Origin of the sequence: Spirillospora sp. NPDC048824, from assembly GCF_043198455.1 — a bacterium.
Lineage (GTDB): Bacteria > Actinomycetota > Actinomycetes > Streptosporangiales > Streptosporangiaceae > Spirillospora.
The window spans coordinates 95,756-114,372 of the sequence record NZ_JBICUS010000017.1; the positions used below are offsets into that span (position 1 = coordinate 95,756).

The 18,617-nt window shown below is 73.2% G+C and carries 10 protein-coding genes; 8 read left to right on the top strand and 2 right to left on the bottom strand.

Annotated features, from left to right (window positions below; translation table 11 throughout):
• Positions 1-95: 95 nt before the first annotated feature.
• Complete coding sequence (gene fxsT / locus ACGFIS_RS29385) at positions 96-2,612, bottom strand: FxSxx-COOH system tetratricopeptide repeat protein (protein WP_392973242.1); 2,517 nt, start codon at positions 2,610-2,612, stop codon at positions 96-98.
• Positions 2,613-3,441: 829 nt separating this feature from the next.
• On the opposite strand from fxsT (ACGFIS_RS29385), the gene ACGFIS_RS29390 reads away from it, so the two are divergent.
• The 8 genes from ACGFIS_RS29390 (at position 3,442) to ACGFIS_RS29425 (ending at position 16,541) form a co-directional block, all read left to right on the top strand.
• Positions 3,442-5,685, top strand: coding sequence for a hypothetical protein (locus ACGFIS_RS29390; protein WP_392973244.1), 2,244 nt, complete (start codon positions 3,442-3,444; stop codon positions 5,683-5,685).
• A gap of 206 nt (positions 5,686-5,891) precedes the next feature.
• The gene (locus ACGFIS_RS29395) at positions 5,892-7,373 is read left to right on the top strand and encodes an MFS transporter (protein WP_392906416.1); all 1,482 of its coding nucleotides are present in this window, start codon (positions 5,892-5,894) and stop codon (positions 7,371-7,373) included.
• A gap of 102 nt (positions 7,374-7,475) precedes the next feature.
• Positions 7,476-8,978, top strand: coding sequence for a hypothetical protein (locus ACGFIS_RS29400; RefSeq protein WP_392973245.1), 1,503 nt, complete (start codon positions 7,476-7,478; stop codon positions 8,976-8,978).
• A 22-nt stretch (positions 8,979-9,000) separates the two neighbouring features.
• Entirely contained in the window at positions 9,001-10,113 is a 1,113-nt protein-coding gene (locus tag ACGFIS_RS29405; protein ID WP_392906419.1) for an AAA family ATPase, read from the top strand.
• On the top strand, positions 10,110-14,288 hold the full coding sequence (gene fxsT, locus ACGFIS_RS29410; protein ID WP_392973247.1) for an FxSxx-COOH system tetratricopeptide repeat protein: 4,179 nt from the start codon (positions 10,110-10,112) through the stop codon (positions 14,286-14,288). The genes ACGFIS_RS29405 and fxsT (ACGFIS_RS29410) overlap by 4 nt, the downstream gene beginning before the upstream one ends.
• A gap of 59 nt (positions 14,289-14,347) precedes the next feature.
• Positions 14,348-15,334 (top strand): hypothetical protein, encoded by a 987-nt coding sequence (locus ACGFIS_RS29415; protein WP_392906423.1) that lies wholly within the window; start codon positions 14,348-14,350, stop codon positions 15,332-15,334.
• A gap of 54 nt (positions 15,335-15,388) precedes the next feature.
• Positions 15,389-16,174 carry an ArsR family transcriptional regulator gene (locus ACGFIS_RS29420; RefSeq protein WP_392906425.1) on the top strand — a complete coding sequence of 262 codons (786 nt, stop codon included), beginning with the start codon at positions 15,389-15,391 and terminating at the stop codon, positions 16,172-16,174.
• On the top strand, positions 16,158-16,541 hold the full coding sequence (locus tag ACGFIS_RS29425; protein ID WP_392906426.1) for a VOC family protein: 384 nt from the start codon (positions 16,158-16,160) through the stop codon (positions 16,539-16,541). The genes ACGFIS_RS29420 and ACGFIS_RS29425 overlap by 17 nt, the downstream gene beginning before the upstream one ends.
• Positions 16,542-16,572: 31 nt before the next feature.
• Here ACGFIS_RS29425 and ACGFIS_RS29430 read toward each other — a convergent pair whose 3' ends face one another.
• Positions 16,573-18,591 carry a CocE/NonD family hydrolase gene (locus tag ACGFIS_RS29430; RefSeq protein WP_392973249.1) on the bottom strand — a complete coding sequence of 673 codons (2,019 nt, stop codon included), beginning with the start codon at positions 18,589-18,591 and terminating at the stop codon, positions 16,573-16,575.
• Positions 18,592-18,617 lie beyond the last annotated feature (26 nt).

Below are 18,617 nucleotides of genomic sequence, written 5' to 3' on the forward strand. Positions count from 1 at the left end.
CTGAACGGCCCCGCCCTCGCGACCCTCTGAACGGCCCCGCCCTCGCGACCCTCTGAACGGCCCCGCCCTCGCGACTCTCTGGACGGGCCCCGCTCTCACACGGGCGCCGGGTCGAAGTCGGTGTCGATGCGCCTGCGTTCGAGGAAGATCCTGGCGTCGGGGTGATCCGGTCCCAGCGTGGTGCGGTAGACCTCCTCGGTCCGCTCCTGGAGCGCGGCGGCGTCCTCGGACCGTCCGAGCGTCTCGTAGTCGAGGGAGAGGTTGGCGGCGCAGGCCGAGGCCAGCGGATGCTCGTCGCCCAGCGACGTGCGCAGCCGCCGGAGCGTCTCCTCGCCGAGGCGGGCGGCGTCCTCCGCCTTGCCGAGGGCGGCCAGGTCGCTGACCAGGTTGAGGGCCACCGTCAGGGTGTAGTGGTGGTCGCGGCCGAGCTTGGACTCCAGGCCGTTGATGGCCGTCTCGTTGAGCTGCCGCGCGCTCACCGGATCGCCCATGAGCCGGCGCAGGACCGCCAGGTTGCCGACGCAGCCGTGATGGTACGGGTGGTCCTTGCCGTAGACGGACGGGTACCTCCGCACCGTGTCCGCGGCGAGTTCGTGCGCCTCCTCGAGGTTCCCCATGCTGCGGTGGATGTTCGACAGCGCCATCGCGGAGGCCAGCGTGTCGGGGTTGTCGAGCCCGAAGATCCGCAGGCACCGGGCGTGGACGTCCGACGCCAGTTCCAGCGCGCGGTCGTACTCCGCGGACCGCCGCGACGCGATCGACAGGTCGCGCTGGGTGCGGAGGGTCCAGATGTGCTCGGCGCCGAGCTGCTCGACGCCGAAGGCGTAGGCGTCCTCACCGAAGTCGCACGCCTCCAGGTAGTCGCCGCAGAGCCGCACCGCGCGGGCCAGTCCGCTCCAGGCGATCAGCAGCCGGTTGGGGTTGCTCGACTCCGGGTCCAGGACGAGCTGCGCCTGGTACGCCTCTTCGTGGAGCCGCCGGGAGCCCACGTAGTCACCGCTGAGCGCGTAGTCCAGCGCGAGGTTGTTGAGGGCCAGCAGCGTCCGGGAGTCGGAGTCGCCGAACTTGCCGCGGTGCAGGCGCAGGGCCTCCTCGTCGCTGGCCTTGGCGGCCTGGAAGTCGCCGCCGGCCCGCATGTCGGCGCCGTCGCCGCGCAGGAACCGGAGCGTCAGCTCGTCGTCGGGCCCCAGCGTGCGCCGGGCGATCGTCTTGGTCCTGCGGCTCAGCTCCGCGGACGCGCCGAACTCGCCCAGTTCGCGCAGGACGATGGCGAGCTCCAGGTGGACGTTGAGGACGTCGTAGTGGTCCTCGCCCGAGTCCTTGGCCCAGCGTTCGACGAAGTCCTCGGCGAGCGCGCGGGCCGAGACGTAGTCACCGGACACGACCAGGTAGCGCACCATGTTGAGGGCGAGCGTCCGCACCTCGGGCGCCTGGCAGCCGGCCAGCTCCGTCGGCCCGATGTGCCCGAGCAGGTTGAAGTACCGGGGCCAGCCGAGCCGGTTCTCGGAGTTGGCCGGCGCGTACCCGGCCATGAGCAAGTGCACCTCGTGGCGGATCCGTGCCTTCACGTCCTCGGGGAGCTCGTCGCGCAGCAGCGCCTGGATCAGCCGGTGCACCTGGAGGGTGCGGCTCTGGTTGTCGAGCCGGGCGAGCGCGTAGCGCCCGAGTTCGGCGATGACGCGGCTCAGCTGGATCGGGTCGGCGACCAGGCTGGTGAGCCGGGGGCCGAGGCTGGCCTTCGGCTGGCTGAACAGGTCCCGGGGGATCGGCTCGGGGCCGAAGAAGGCGCAGCAGCGCAGCAGGTCGATCGCCTCGGGCAGCGTCCGGTCGAGGGCCGACACCGACAGGCCCCAGGCCGCCGTCATCGACGCGGGGTACTCGGTCGGCTTGCCCTCGGCGAGCAGCTGGCTGGTCCGCTCCCTGAGCAGCCGCAGGTACTCCTCCACCGACATGCCGGTCTCGGCCTGCAGTGCCCCCGCCTGCTCAAGGGCGAGCGGCAGGTCGCCGAGCGCGTCGGCGAGCCGCTCCGCCTCGGCCTTGTCCACCCCGCGCGGAACCCGCTTGCGGAGGAACTCCGCGCTCTCGGCGCGCGTGAACACGTCCACGGCGACCGTGTCGACGACACCGTCCCAGCGGTGGTTCCGCGAGGTGATCAGCACGTGTCCCGGGCCGTGCGGCAGGCTGTCGATCAGCTCTTCGGGCTGGTCGGCGTTGTCGAAGATCAGCAGCCAGTTGCTGTACGGGTCGCCGCGGCGCAGCGCGTCCAGGACGGCGTTCGCGGCGTCCTCGATGCCGCTCGCCGCCGCGGACGGAAGCCCGAGGTGCGCGGCCAGGCCGGCGAGCGAGGAGCGCACCAGGACCGGCTGGTCGGCCGGGATCCACCACACCAGGTCGTACTCGGGCCGGTAGCGGTAGGCGTACTCGACGGCCATCTGCGTCTTGCCGACGCCGCCGAGACCGTGCAGCGCGTGCGGCACGACGGCGGTGACGTTGCCGGTGATGCCGGCGCGCAGCCGGTTGAGCAGCTCGTCGCGGCCGGTGAAGTTCTTGTTCCGAGGAGGGATCTTTCCCCAGACGTCGGGAACCCGCCCCGGTGCGGCATCGGCTCCCATGCGTGGACTCGTCACGCCTTCCGCCTCCCACTCGGTCTCCGCGGCGCCCGCCGCACCGCGGGGTGTGCCGGCCGTCCGGGCCGGGCACGGGCCGGACTCGGGCCGTAACTCTCCCGAGTGAACATCGTTCCCCGTTCCGGCTCTGCGACAGGTGACACAACATCCCCGGATGCCCGAGATTCGGTCAGCGTCCACAGCAATATATGAACGACCCAATCAGCGCGAAGTCCGGCTGAAATCGAGAAGACATTCTAGGTAACGGTTCCGGTTCACGCCATCTGGCCCGGCCGGTGATTTTCTGTCAGACTTGGAATTGTCGTGCGTCACGCCGCCCGCCCGCCCCGAGCGGAGAAGAGAGTGCGAGATGAGAAACACTGACAGCAAGATCAGCCCCATCGATCTCAGCCGGGTCTCGGCATCGCAACTGCACCGCCTGCCCAGCTCCGCACTGCGGACCGCACTGGCCGAAATGCTCGATCCGGCACGGCCCGGAGGCCACCGTCCGGCCGGATTCGGCCAGCTCTACCCGTCGTCACCGGAATCATCGCCCGCCCGTCCATGACCTGACCCGTTAGCCACACTTGGCCATTTCCCGGTTCGAGCGGAACCGTTACGGCCAAGGCGGGCCGACGCTGTACTACGGTTGTCAGACCGACCTCTTCGCTGGAGGCCCGTCGGCTGGCAGGTCATGACCAGCAGGCGGGTCGCGGCTTGGCGGAACCGCGAATCCAGCGTGTCGAACTGGATGGCCGCAGTGTCAAAGCAAAAGGTCCACGATCGCGGTGACCGTCCCAGGCTGCGCACGAGCTCACGGCCTGGGGAGGTCACGATGACCGCCCACGATCCGTCCGCCGCCGGCCCGTCCGCCGCCGGCCCGTCCGCCGCCGACATCCCCCCGTATGTGGGAGCGCGACCCTTCCGGGTCGGCGAACAGGGGTACTTCCACGGACGCGCGACCGAAATCCGCGACGTGGCCGACCGATGGCAGCGGCACAGGGTCACGCTCCTGCACGGGCCCGCCGGCGTGGGCAAGACGTCCCTGCTGCACGCCGGGGTGGTCCCGCAACTGCGGGCGAGCGGGCTGCACACGGCGCCCGTCGGCCATCCCGTCCACCGCCCCGCGTGCCCCATCGGCGCACTGCCCGACCAGAACCCGTACGTCTTCGCCCTGCTGTCCTCCTGGTATCCGGACGAGTCGCCGAGCCGCGTCTGGGGGCTCTCGCTGCTCGACTACCTGCGCGGGCGCGCACGTACCGACCGCTTCGGCCTGCTGCCCCGGCAGCTGTTCGCGATCGACCAGGCCGAGCTGCTGCTGCGCGCGGCCGGGCCGTGGCTCCGGCACCGCGAGCTGCTGTTCGACGAGCTGGGGACCATGCTGGAACGCTTTCCCGCCCACCTCCTGATCGTGGTGCGGGACGACCGGCTCCAGGAGATCCGGCCATTAGTCGACCGGCTCGCCGCGCGCCTGCGCGACGGCACCGCCGACCCGGACGGCTACGCGCTGGCCCCCTTCGACCGGGCGGCCGCCATCGAGGCGGTGGACGAGCCGCTGAAACGATCCGGGCACGCCGTCCCGGCCGGGTCGGCGGCCCGGCTGGTGGACGAGCTCCGGACCGTCCGGGAACCCTGGGCACAGCGGCCCCGGACGACCTCGGCCGTCGAGCCGGCGCTGCTCCAGGCGGCCTGCGCCCGCCTGTGGAGCGAGCCGCCCGCCGACGCCGCCCCCACCGCCGGCGCCGGCCCCGGCACCCGGCAGGGCACCGGCACCCCGCAGGGCGCCTCCGCGGGCGAGACCGCCGACGCCGAACGGCTCAGCGACGACGTCGACCGGGGGCTGGCCGAGTTCTGCTCCCAGGCGCTGGCCACCGTGGCGGCCGATCACCGGCGGCCGGTCCGGGAGCTCCTCGTCTGGTTCCGTGCCGCGTTCACGCCCGAGCAGGGCGGCGCCGGCGTCCCCGAGGACTCGGGGGCCGCGCAGTCGGTGCCCGCCGCCGTCCTGTGGGCACTGGAAGACCGACATGTGCTGCGAGCCCGGCTCGACTCGGGTGAGCGCCGCTACCACCTGCATCCCCGGCTGATCCAGGCCGTCCACCGGGTCGGGGACAGGCCGGCTCCGCCCCAGCGCCCCGCACCGCCGGCCCGGCTGCGGTTCGCCGAACTCGCCCTCGCCGAGGGTGATTTCGACCTGGCCTCCTATCACGTGTCCGCCGCCGTGCGGGGATGCGGGAACGAGGACCTGAGGCTCCTGGCGGAGGCCGAGTGCCTGCGCGGCGACATCGCCTGCGTGCGGGGCGCGCCCGAGGGGCCGGAGCACTACCGCGAGTCGGCCCGCCTCTACGAGGCCCTCGGGGACACGCCCGCCGTCGGCCGGCTGCTGGTCACGCTGGGCCGGCTGAAGCTCGAAGCCGACGCCACCGAGGCCGTGCGGGACCTGCGCGCCGCCGCCGGCAGGCTGCCCAACGACGCCGCCGTCCAGACCGGCCTCGGCCTGGCCCTGTGGGCGGACGGGCAGATCCGCGCCTCGCTCGCCGTCCTGGACGCGGTGCTGAGCCGGCACGGCGACACCACCGAGGCGCTGCGCACCCGCGGCGAGATCCTCGCCGACCTGGGCCATGCCGAGCCGTCGCTGCGCGATCTGCGCCGCATCGACCACAACGCCCGCTTGTCCACGCGGGCCGCGTGGGCGCTGGCCCAGGCGATGTGCGTGGACGCGTCCGGCGGGCACTGGGACGGGCCCGAAGCACATCCGGACGGCGAGGCCACCGGGGCGCAGTCTCCGAACCCGGCCGACGCCGCACATCCGCACGGCGAGGCGGCCGGGGCGGCCGGGCCGCCGGCGCGTCCGCCGGATCCGGCGGACGCCGACAACGGCCCGGTGCTGCTGCGGCTGGCCCGCGTCGAGCGGCTGGACGGCGACGAGCACGCCGCCGCCGCACTGGCCGCGCGGGCGATGGCGGCGGAACATCCACCGCTGCCGCCCCAACTCCGGGACCAGGCGGAGCGTCTCATGGATGGGCGGGATCATCCGCCTCTTGCAGCACATGTGGCCGAACCGCGCCAACAGCGCGCGTGAGGCACTTCATATTCCTCCCAAGCAACGATAAAAGCCCGCCCGGCCGGTCGGCAAACCGGTAGCATGCCGCTGTTTCGCGGGTATTCCACGATCGACAGTCTGACGTCATGCCGCACTACTAATCAGGACGCACCTGACATTCCTGGTTCGCCTCGAGACCTGCGGGCATGTGTTACTGCTCAAGGGGAGAGTTCGGACCAGTGACCATGACCGCGCCGGCAACGAAGCCGAAGGCGCAGGCGGACCGGAGGACGCGCTCGACACCCGTTGAGGACGGCACCGGAGGCCCCGGGCCGGGGCGGCTCGGGCGGCGGCGCAAGCACGGCCGCGAGCCGTGGCGGCGGAGGCTGCGCCCGCGGCGGCCACACGACTTCACCCTGCTGTGGGCGGGCTCGGCGGTCTCCCAGGTCGGTGCGCTGAACATGGCCACCGCGGCCCCGCTGCTGGCGCTGGCCCTCACCCCGTCCCCCGTCTTCGCGGGCTGGGTGCTGGCCGTCGGCACGATCCCGGGCCTGTTGCTGCACGTCCCGGCCGGGCTGGTCGCCGACCGCGTCGACCGCCGCAAGATCATGTCCTACTGCCAGGTGGTCCGCATCGTGGCGGCGGCCGTGCTCGCGGCCGGGCTGACGTTCTTCGACGACGGGAAGGAGGTCCTGCTCATCACGGCGATCGCCGCCGACGGCTGCGCCGTGGCGTTCTACAACATCGCCGAGACCGTCGCCGTCCGGCACGTGGTGCCGAGGGACACGCTGCACCCGGCGGTCGGGAAGAACGAGGCGAGGCAGCACATGGCGGTGCTGCTCGGCAGGCCGCTCGGCGGCACCCTCTACGCCCTCGGCCACATGTTCCCTTTCGTCTTCGGTGTACTGACCGCCTTGGTCTCGTGCCTGTCTCTGCACTGGATGCGCGCCCGCGACTTCCGGGCCATTAACAAACGGGCATCTAGTGCCATCGCGGATGACACGCATGAGAAGCATGACAAGGTGACACCGAAGCATCCACGGACCTCTCAGGACATTCAACAACAATCGCCTGGAATACTCGCAGGGCTCAAGTTCCTGGCTAAAAACCGATTTCTGCGCGGCACTCTCGGTGCCTGCGCCCTGGCGAACTTCCTCTTCCAGACGGTCATGCTCCTGCTCGTCGTGCGTGCGCAGCAGGAGGGCCTGCCGGGCTCGAAGATCGGGCTGCTGCTGGCGACGAGCGGCCTCGGCGGGGTCCTCGGGTCCATGCTCGCCGGGCGGGGGTCGCGCCGCGCGAGCCCGAGGAGGGTCGTCATCATCTGCGGGGCGCTCTGGCTCGTGCTCATCCTGGTCGTCGCCGTCAGCCAGTCCGCCATCTTCGGCCTGATGGCCTGGGGCGCGTGCGGCTTCATGGGCGCGCAGATCAACGTGACCCTGAGCATCTACGAGCTGACCGAGGTCCCGCCGCACATGCAGGGCGTCGTGGCGGGGTTCAACCGGTTCCTGACGACCGGCGCGATCTCCGTGGGCGCGCTGTGCGCCGGGTACATCGTCGCGGCGCTGGACGTCGACGGGGCGGCGATCCTGGCCGCCGGAGGGTTCACGGTCGTCGCGCTCGCCATCCCGCTCCTGCTGGCCTCCGAGCATCTCCTGCGGATCCGTCCGCCCCGGAGCACCCCGGCCGCCACCGCGCTGGCGGAGGACCCCAAGGCCGCGGCAGGCTGACCGGCATCGGTCACTCGAAGGAAAACGCGGAAAATGTGGCAGGCGCCCCAAATGCCCCCAGCCCGATGATCGTATATTTGTCCGACCGTACGTACGCGCGCGATGACGCGGAGGCACCGCACTGTGAACGGGTCGCTCGATCTGGCTGATCAGGAGCGGCTCGTCACGGCCTTCATGCAGATAGACGGCATGCGCCGGCGGCGTACCCGCGACCTCTACGTCACCCTCCTGGAGGACGAGCTCGGACGGCATCTCCCGTTCGACCGGCACGAGGAGGAACTGCACGACGTCTGGTCGCTGGTCCGGGCCTGCCTCACCACCACCGGCGCGATCCATGCGCTGGCCGGGGTGCTGGAGCGGATCCACCGCGGCAGCACCCCGATGACCGGCCTGAACGCGGTAGTCGCCGAGCTGGTCCCCGAGCCGCTGCTCACCCCGGCCGAAAGCCGTGACCTGCACCGCCTCGTCAGCGCGCTGGAGCGGGGCGGCGGCGCCGCCTCCCCGTACGCGTCGGTGCTGCCCTCGCTGTACCGGCGGGCCGTCGGCCCGGTGGGCCCGGTCCCCGACCACGACGTCCGGAGCATCCGGGAGGCCGTCGCCCATCTGGAGCAGGTCCTCCAGGGCGCGGACGGGGTGCCGCCGCTGCTGGTGCTCGTCCACGGGCTCGCCGAGCACGCCGAGGGGGACACGGCCGCCGCCGTCCGGGACTGGGCCCGCCGTTTCGCGGAGCGCTCGGGCGTCGACCCCGCACGGCTGGCCGGTCCGGAGCGGCCCGCACTGCCTTGGGGCCTCGCACCGGACGAAAGCGCACAGGCCGGTACGTACCTCACCGTCGAGTGCCGCCACGACGGCGCGGGGACCGACAGCCTGATGGTCACGGCCTGGCTCCAGAAGGGCACCGACCCCGGGATCACGCTGCGCAGCGACGACGAGCCGCTGCCGCGCGCGCTGCTCCCCGTCCTGCTCGGGGAACTACTGGCCGACGACCCCGAGGTGGTGAACCGCGACGACCCCGACCTGGTCATCGAGTTCGTGCTGCCCCGGGGGCTGTTCGGGTTCGCCTTCGACCAGCTCGCCATCACGGTTGACGGCCTGGAGCGGCGGCTCGGCGTCGACTACCCGGTGGTCCTGCGCAGCCTCGACCGGCTCCGGCGCGGTGCCCTGCACCACCACTGGCGCCGCAAGTGGACCCGGCTGCGGGACGCGTCGCAGGACGGCGAGGTCTGCTGGGTCGGCACGCCCGGGGAGTTCGACAACCAGTGGCTCTACGCCAGGCTGCTGCAGCCGTCCGCGTCGGTCCTGGCAATGGCCTTCCCGCCGTGGGGGGACACGCCCGAGCCGGTGGACGAGCTGTGGGTGGGCCTGCAGGCGGGAACGCCCGTCATCGCCTGGTGCCGCCGGGAGGAACCGTCCGACCACCTCGTCAAGCAGGTGACGGCGCTGCTGGCCACCGACCCGATGACGCTGCCGCACCGGCTTCTCGACCTGCGGCGCCAGGCAGCGCTGAACGGCCCCGGTGAGCACCCGGGACTGGACCTGGCCCTGCTCTTCGACGACGCAGACCGCATCCCCGAGCCGTACCAGCGGCTCAGACCGCCCACCTGACCGGCCACGAAAGAGGTACCCCATGTCTGATGCAGTGCCCGGGCCGGACGCAGTGCCAGGGGCGGACGCAGGCCCCGGGCCGGACACGGCGCCCGCCCCGCAGAGCGACTGGCACATCTTCACGGGCGGCAACCGGCCGCACGACCGCATCAGGAGCCTGCCGCCGCCTCCGCCTTGGCGGGACTTCAGCGCGGCCGGTTCCACGGGGGACCGGCGGCCCGGCGACGTCCGGCGCGCCAGGTCGTACCGGACGGACGAGAGCGTGGTCGACAAGGTCAATGCGGCGCTGCAGCTGCGCCGGCCGCTGCTGGTCACCGGCAAGCCCGGTTCCGGGAAGTCGACGCTGGCCTACAGCATCGCGTACGAGCTGGGCCTCGGTCAGGTCCTGAACTGGCCCATCACGAGCCGGTCCACGTTGCAGCAGGGCCTCTACCACTACGACGCGATCGGCCGGGTCCACGAGGCGAGCCTGCGCGGTTCCGGACCGGCGTGGACCGGCCCGGCAGCGGCGGAGACCGATGGCGGCGCCGACCCCGACGCCCGGCCCGACGCACCGGGCATCGGCCGGTACATCCGGCTGGGTCCGCTCGGTACCGCGCTGCTGCCGGGGGACCTGCCGCGCGTCCTGCTCATCGACGAGCTGGACAAGAGCGACATCGATCTGCCGAACGACCTGCTCAACATCTTCGAGGAGGGCTGGTTCCTGATCCCGGAGCTGGAGCGCCTCCCCGACGACCAGCCGGTCGTGGAGGTGATGACGGCGGGCGGCGACCCCGCGTCGATCAAGCGCGGCAGGGTCGCCTGCGCGGACTTCCCCATCGTCGTCATCACCAGCAACGGGGAGCGCGAGTTCCCGCCCGCGTTCCTGCGCCGGTGCGTCCGGGTGGCGATCGAGCCGCCGGGCGGCGAGCACCTCGCCGAGATCGTCGAGGCGCATCTGGGCGAGCCGGCCAGGCGGGAGGCCGAGGAGCTCATCCGCGACTTCCTGGCACGCCGCGCCCACGGCGACCTCGCCACCGACCAGCTGCTCAACGCGATCTTCCTGGCGACCTCGGGAGCCCGGCCGCCCGAGAGCGGGCTCGCCGACCTGGTCGACACGATCCTGCGTCCGCTGGGCATCCCGGGCTCGAAATGATCAGCCGGTTGGTCGAGGCGCTGTGGGCACTCGATCCGCCGCCCACCGCGCAGGAGCTGGCGGACGCGCTGTGGCTCGCCGCACGGATGCGGGAGGCCGAAGGGGACGCGGCCCCGCAGGCCCCTGAGGCGCCCCGGCCGCGCGTGCCCGCCGACACCCCTGGACCGCGGCCGGCGGGCGGCGCCGGGCCTTCGCAGGGCCACCGCACGGCGGCCGCGGGCAGGGATCCGGCCCCGCAGGCGGGCCTGTACGTCACGGGCCGTGAGCCGGGCCGGGCGTTCCCGGTCCGCAGCCCGGGGGTGGCCGCGATCTCGCACAGCCTTCCGCTGGTCCGCGCGATGCGTCCGCTGCGGGTCACCGCGCCGTCCCCCTCCCGGACGTATCTGGACGAGGCGCACACGGCGCAGAGTGTGGCCGAGACCGGTGTCTGGGTTCCGGTCATGCGGCCGTCACCGGAACGCTGGCTGGAGATGTCGCTCGTGGTGGACGCCGGCCGCTCCATGGTCATCTGGCAGCGCACGATCGAGGAGCTGCGGTTGCTGCTCCAGCAGCTCGGGGCCTTCCGCGACGTCCGGGTGTGGCGGCTGGACACCGACGCCGAGCGGTTGCGGCTGCGCACCGACACCACCCCCGGGGGCGGGAGCGCGGGCCAGGGCCGCAGTCCCGGCGAGCTGATCGACCCGACGCGCCGCAGGGTCGTCCTGGTCGTGAGCGACTGCCTCGGCGGGGCCTGGCGGGACGGCCGCGCCGCCGCCCTGCTGGAGAGGTGGGGCCGCGCGGGACCGGTCGCGATCGTCCAGCCGCTGCCGCAGCGGCTCTGGTCGCGGTGCGCGGCGGCGCTGGAGCCGGTGCGGTTCAGCACCGCGGTCCGCGCCGCCCCCAACGACCGGCTCACGGCGGTGCCGACCACGGCGCCCCTCCTCGACGAGAACGGCGGCCCGTCCGGGGCGGCCGCCGATCCGGGCGTCGCCGTGCCGGTCATGGAGCTGGAGCCGCGCTGGGTGCGCACCTGGGCGGGGTTCGTCGCCGCCGGCGGGCGGGACATGCCGGGCGTCGCGCTGTTCACCGGGCGCGCGGTGGCGCTGCTCGCCGGGGACGCCGGCGGCGCCGACCCGTCCCCGGTGGAGCGGGTCATGCGCTTCCGCGCGGCGTCCTCCCCCGAGGCGTTCCAGCTGGCGCGGCATCTGGCGGCGGCGCCGCTGAACCTGGACGTCATGCGGCTGGTGCAGCGGGCGATGCTGCCCCGGTCCACTCCGGCGCACCTCGCCGAGGTCTACCTGGGCGACCTGATGCGGACGGCCGGGTCGCAGGGCGGGACCGCCACCGATCACCTCCGCGGGGACGTCGCCGCCGGTGCCGGCGAATCCGATGGTTCTGGCGGCACGGTCTCCTACGACTTCCGGGAGGGGGTGCGCGACGTCCTGCTGAGCGGGGTGCTGCGCGGCGACGCGCTGCGCGTGCTCACGGAGGTCTGGCATGTGGTCAGGCATCAGCTCGGCTCCGCCCACGACTTCCCCGCCCTGCTCGGCGCGGTCCGGCGCGGCGAGGAGATCCTCCCGCGCGACCAGCCGTTCGCCCAGGTGGCCGTCCGGGTGCTGGCCCGGCTCGGCGGCCGCTACAAGGAGGTCGCCGAACGGCTCGGCGGCACGTCCACCGAAACCGGCGAGGACGGCGGAACCCGTCCGGCGGCGGGGCCGGGGCCGGGCGCCGGACGCGCCGCGGGGGCCCCGCCGGTCTGGGGCGGGGTGCCGCCGCGCGACCCCGGCTTCACCGGACGGGACGCCCTGCTGGCCGCTACCCGGGAGGCGCTGGACGGCGGCCCGGTGGCGCTCGTCCCCGAGTCCGGTCACCGGCTCGGCGGCGAGGGCACGTCCGGGCTCGCCGCCGAGTACGCGCACCGGTACGCGGGCGAGTACGACCTGGTCTGGTGGGTTCCCGCCGCCCAGGCCACGGACGCGTGGACCTCCCTGGCGGCGCTGGCGGGGCGGCTCGCCGGGGGCGGCGCGGGTTACGGCACCGCCGCGCAGGCGCTCCGGGCGCTCGGGGCCGGCACGGCGGCGGGGCGCTGGCTCCTCATCTATGACGACGCGGCGGATCCGCCCGGCCTCGAAACGCTGATGCCGCCCGCCGCGACGGGTGCGTCCACCGGTCATGTGCTGGTCACCGGCGGCGAGGCCGGCGCCTGGGCCGCCGCCGGGCACACCGTCATCCGGGTGGGCCGCCTCGACCGCGCGGACAGCGTCGCAATGCTGCGCACACGCGCGCCGGGGCTCACCTCCGAGGAGGCCGGCCTGCTCGCCCGAGACCTGGACGACCATCCGGCGGCATTGACGCTCGCGGCGGCATGGCTGGAGGCGGCACGGCGGTCGTCCGGCGAAGACGTCCGGGACTACCTGCGTCTCCTCGACCGGCGGACGCGGACGCTCGGCGACGAGCGACCGCGGATACCGCCCAGGGTCGCCGCCGCGGCCGGACTCGCCATCACGCGGCTCGGCGCGGAACGGCCCGCCGCCGGGCGGCTCCTGGAGCTGTGGACCCATCTCGGCTCCCACCCGGTCTCCGCCCGCATGCTGTCGTCCGGGCCGTTGGCGGACCTCGCGCCGGCGCTCGCGCACGAGGCCACGCTGCGGGACGCGATGCGCGACATCGACCGCTACGCGCTCGGGCGTTTCGATCCGGACACGGGAGTCCTCCGCGTCCATCCCCAGGTGCGGGCCGTGCTGCGGCTGACAGCGGCCCCGCCGGCGGACCACTCCCCCGTCCGCGGATGCGTCGACGCGATCCTCAGTGCCGCGACCCCGGCCGAGGAACCCGAGAACAGCGACAGCTGGGAGGCGCGCGCCGAGATCACCCCGCATCTGGCGCCCGCCGAGGCCGTGCTCGGCACCGCGCGGCACGTGGTCCTCGACCAGGTGCGGTTCCTGCTCGCACGCGGCGACGTCGACGGCGGCAGGCGGCTCGCCGAGGCCGCGGCCGGTGCGTGGCCGGACCTGCACGGCCCCGACGACGAGCTTCTCCTGGAGATCGGCCGGCGGCTGGCGGAGGCGCTGCGGCTGCTCGGCGACCACCGCGCCGCCGCCGGCGTCGGCGCGGGCCTGCTCCCGCGGATGCGGAGCCGGTTCGGCCCCGACCATCCCGGCACCCTGTCCACCGCGCGCGGCGCCGGCGTCGACCTGCGGTTCGAGGGCAGGTTCCGGGAGGCGTACGAACTCGACGACGACACCTGGCGGCGGACGCTCCGGCGCTTCGGCGCCGACGACGCACGTTCGCTGCTCGCCGCGGCCGACGTCGGGACGGATCTGCGGCTGCTCGGCGACGTCCACCACGCGCACGCGCTGGACTCCGACGCCCACGCGAGGCTGCGCCGCCGCCTCGGCCCGCGGCACCGCGACGTGGTCCGCGTCGCCGACTGCCTCAGCCGCGACCTGCACAAGCTCGGACGGTACGGCGAGGCCCTCGCGGTGCAGCGGGAATCCCTCGGGGACGCCGCCCGTTCCGCGCCGCCCCCGCCCCACGTGCTGCCGCTCCTCGTCACCCACGCCGGGACGCTCCGCGCGTCCGGCGAACCGGCCGAGGCGCACGGCGTCGCGCGGGAGACGCTGGACGGCGTCCGGCGGCAGTTCGGCGCCGACCACCCGCACACCCTCGCCGCCGAGGTGTGCCTCGCCCTCACGGAGATCTCCGTGGGCGTCCTGGGCCGGGCACGCGACAGGCTCCGCGAGGCCCACGCCGCGTACCAGCGGGTGATGGGCGCGGGCCACCCGTTCACCCACGTCTGCGCGGCCGGGTACGGGGCGGCGCTGAGGGCCGCCGGCGACGCCCAGACCGCTCTGGAGATCGACGAGGCGGCCCGCGCCGGCCTCGACGAGAATCCGGATCAGCACCATGCCCTCTGCTGCGCGGCGGGCGTGGCCGCCGACCTCTACCTGCTCGGCGAGATGGAGTCCGCCGCGGAGCTTTCCGCCGATATCGCTGCGGGCCTCCAGAACCGGCTGGGTCCGGCCCACCCGCACACGCTGGCCGCCGTCCACGACCACCAGGTGATCACTCAGAGCTCGGACACGCAGTCGGCCGACGCCCTGCGGACGGTGCTTGGCGACCGGCACCCCGACGTCGCCGCAGCGGCGGCGGGGGAACTCCTGGAGCTCCACATCGAACCCCTCCTGCTGGAGTGACCCCCATGGCAGGGGCGGATCCCATGGCGCACTCGCTGACCGGCACTCATAATCGACCCGTGGACACGGCACGCGGCGACTGGCGACCGGCGGGCCTGTGCTCCCTGTACCTCTGCGACATCGCCTCGTTCGGCGACCCGTCCCGCACCGACCGCGTGCGCGTCCACGTGCGGGACGTGCTCTACGAGAGCCTCGGGACGGCATTCCGGGAGAACGGCATCGCGTTCGACGCCTGCTACTGGGAGGACCGGGGCGACGGCGTGATGATCGCCGTGCCTCCGGAGTACGACCTCACCGCGCTTCTCACCACCGTGACCGACCGGCTCCGCGCCGAGATCCGCCACCACAACGCCGTCTCGGGCGATTCCGCGAAGATGCAGCTGCGGGTGGCCGTGCACATGGGGATGGCGCGTTCGGACGGCCGCGGCCTGGTGGGGACCGCCGTGAACGACGCGTTCCGCATCCTCGACGCGCCCGCGTTGAAGGACGCGCTGCGCGTCTCCGGAACGGCCGTGGGCGTGATCGTGTCCGATCGCGTCTACGACGACGTCGTCCGGCACGGCTGGGACCTGCTCGACCCGGGCGACTACCGGCCGGTCGAGGTGCAGGTCAAAGAGCTGACGACGAGGTCCTGGATGAACGTTCCGGGTCTGCCGTCGTCCGCCCCCGCGCAGTCACCGCCCGCGCAGGCACCGCCGGCACCGCCCGCGCAGTCACCGCCGGCGCCCTCCGCGCCGGCCGGGACGGTCCGCCCCGCCGGGGATCCGCCGCCGCTGTTCGAGCTCGTCGACCACCTGCTCGACATTCCGCTGCTGGCCCACGAGCGGGGACGCGACCAGCTCGTCGACGCCCTGCCGTTCGAGATCGGCGTGGTCATCCCGCGCAGGCCCGACGCCCGCTCCGACACCTACGCCATCGTCCGCACCTGCCTGGACTATCCCGGCGGCCTGAACCGGCTGTACCAGGCGGTCAGGGCGTTCACCGGCCCGTCGATGGCCATGACCCGCGTGGAGCAGACCCTCAACCGCTTCCTCCTGGGCTCCTGAGCCCCCCCACCGGCCATCCGACCCATCAAACTCGTTTGATGTATCCTGGGAGGCATGGAGTCGAAGGGTCCGGAAGTACCGCCGTTCGTGCGGCTGGCCGCCCATCCGCTGCGGTGGCGGCTGCTGACCGAGCTGGCCGGCGGCGACCACCGGGTCCGTGAACTCGTCGAACTGGTCGGCCAGCCGCAGAACCTGGTCTCCTACCATCTGCGGCTGCTGCGCGAGGGCGGGCTGGTCACCGCCCACCGCAGCAGCTTCGACTCCCGCGACAGCTACTACCAGCTGGATCTGGACCGCTGCGCACACGCCCTGGCCGCCGTCGGTTCCGGTCTGCACCCCGCGCTGCGCCTCGGCCCCACCCCACCTCGATCCGCCGGACGCCCGGCGGCTCGGCCTCGCGTGCTGTTCACGTGCACGGGCAACAGCGCCCGCTCACCCATCGCCGAGGCCCTGCTCCGCCACCGCACCGGCGACGACGCTGAGGTGACCAGCGCCGGCAGCCACCCCAGACCGCGTCTCCATCCCGACGCCGTGCGGATCCTCGGCGAGGACTACGGCATCGACGTCGGCGACCAGCGGCCGCGGCATCTGGACACCGTCGCCCGCCGCCCGTTCGACTACGTGATCAGCCTGTGCGACAAGGTCCGCGAGGTCTGCCCCGAGTTCGGCGGCCGGCCGCGACGGATCCACTGGAGCATTCCCGACCCTGCCGCCGCCGGCTCCGGTCAGCCGGGCCACGCCGCCTTCAGGCACACGGCGGCGCAGATCGACACCCGTATCGGGTACCTGCTACCCGTTCTCGCCACCGACCCGGAGGTCAACCATGACGACACCGGATGAGTTCGCCGGCGTCCGCTACATCGTCGACGACGTCGCCGCCGCCGTCGACTTCTACACGACGCACCTCGGCTTCACCGTGCGCTCCAACCCCGCACCCGCCTTCGCCGACGTGGTCCGCGGCCCGCTGCGGCTGCTGCTGTCGGGCCCGCCGAGCTCCGGCGCCCGCGCCACACCCGATGACCACGCCGCGCCGGGCCGCAACCGCGTCCACCTCGTCGTCGGCGACCTCGACGCCGAGATCGACCGGCTGCGCGCCTCCGGGCTGTCCTTCCCCGGCGAGGTCGTCTCCGGCCCCGGCGGCCGCCAGATCCTGCTCACGGACCCGGCCGGCAACCTCATCGAACTGTTCGAGCCGGCCGCCCACTGAACCGCCGGGTCCTGCCCACCGACCCGGCCGGTCAGAGCTGGTCGCGGGGGATGGTGATCGTCCAGTTGCGGGAGGCGACCCGGCGGTCGGCCTCGTAGGCGTCCAGTTCCGCGTGGAGATGGAAGTCCGTCTCGGTGGACGTCAGTTTGGTGCGGGTCACGGTGCTGACGTCCCAGTCGCCCCGGACGAATCCCATGCGCCATTCGACGTCGCCGAACACCGAGGTGAAGTCGTCGCCCGTCCAGCCGTAGGTCTCCTTGGCCAGGCGGGCCATGTCCAGGCCGATGTCGTCGATGCGGACGACGCCGAGATCCTTGACCACCTTGAGCGTGGACGCGTAGCCGACGAGGTCGCGGGACACCGTCCACCCCTCCTCACCGGCCCTGAGCTGCGTGGCGGAGATGGGGGGCGCCCCCTCCGGCTCCCCGAAGGCGCCGACGTCCGGTTCGCCCGGCGCGCCGACGGGCCGGACCGGCAGGTCCACGGCGCCGGCGAAGATCGACAGCCGGACGGAGCGCGGCGGCGGCCAGGCCAGCGGCCAGTACGACGTGGAGATCGACACGCGGATGCGATGCCCGGCCGGGAAGGCGTGCGCCATCGCGTTCATGGTCACGCCGATCCGGTACCGCTTCCCCGGTTCCAGGGCGCGCGGGGCGGCGTGCCCGTCGCGGTGCGTGAGGTTGAGCAGGCCATAGGTGACGCGGGTGGCCCGGCCGTCCGGCGCCACGTCCGACAGCCGGACGGCCACCATCGCCTGCGGCCGGTTCGCCGCCAGCTCCAGCCGGACGACGGGCGCGCCGAGGACCTCACACCGCTCGTCGAGGCGTTCGCTCTCGAAGACGAGCGACCCGCCGTCCTCCTCGCGCTGGTCGTAGGGCAGGTCCGGGGGCGCGTTGTAGGAGCACCATTTGCCGGCGAACTGCCCGACGGAGAGCGGGGACTCCACGGTCAGTTCCCCGGGTTCGACCTTCTCGCCCTCCTTGGCGATGCGGTGGCTTTCCAGCGGACGGCTGCGGACGTCGATGCGGGGCGACGGCCAGGAGGTCTCGCCGACCCAGCGGCCCGGACGTTCCTCGTACGCGGTGGAGGGCGGCACGCTCTCCTGCATCCAGATGCGCAGTTTCGGCTCGTCCATCACGCCGTTGTCGGTGTCCTTGAGCCAGTGGTCCCACCACCGCACCAGCTCCTGCAGGAAACCGATCGCCGGGCCGGGCACGCCGAGATGGGGGTACTTGTGCGACCAGGGGCCGATGAGCCCCTGCGTGGGGACGTCCAGGTTGGCCAGGACGCGGAACACGGCGTTGGAGTATCCGTCGGCCCAGCCGCTCACCGCGAGGACCGGGCACCGGATGCCGGAGTAGTCCTCGCAGACCGAGCCGTGCCGCCAGTAGTCGTCGCGGTGCTGGTGGCGGAGCCACTCCTCCAGCCACAGCCCGCTGTGCTCCAGGCGTTCCCGCCACATGTCGCGCCATCGTTCGCCGACGACCGCCGGGTCGGGCGGGCACGAGGTGTAGGCGAACATCGTGGACGCCCAGGACAGGTTGTCGCTCAGCAGGCAGCCGCCCATGTAGTGGACGTCGTCGGCGTACCGGTCGTCGCTGAAGCACAGGGGCGCGATCGCGGCGAGGCTCGGCGGACGGCGCGCCGCGACCTGCAGCGCGTTGAACCCGCCCCAGGAGATGCCCATCATCCCCGCACGCCCGTTCGACCACGGCTGGTCGGCGAGCCAGGCGAGAATCTCTTCGGCGTCGAGCAGTTCGCGTTCCAGGTACTCGTCGGTGAGGACGCCCTCCGAGTCGCCCGTGCCGCGCAGGTCGACCCGCACGCCCGCATACCCGTGTCCGGCCATGTAGGGGTGATGGATCGAATCGCGCCGCGCCGTCAGGTCCCGTTTCCGGTAGGGGATGAACTCCAGGATGACCGGGACCGGTTCCTCGTCCGAGGCCACCGGCCGCCAGATGCGTGCGGAGAGGCGTACACCGTCCGACATGGGAATCCAGACGTGCTCGTCCTCCCGCACCGCGTAGGGAAGCGCGGTCACCGTACGCATTTCGTTCCTCCGTGAGGCTCGGCGAC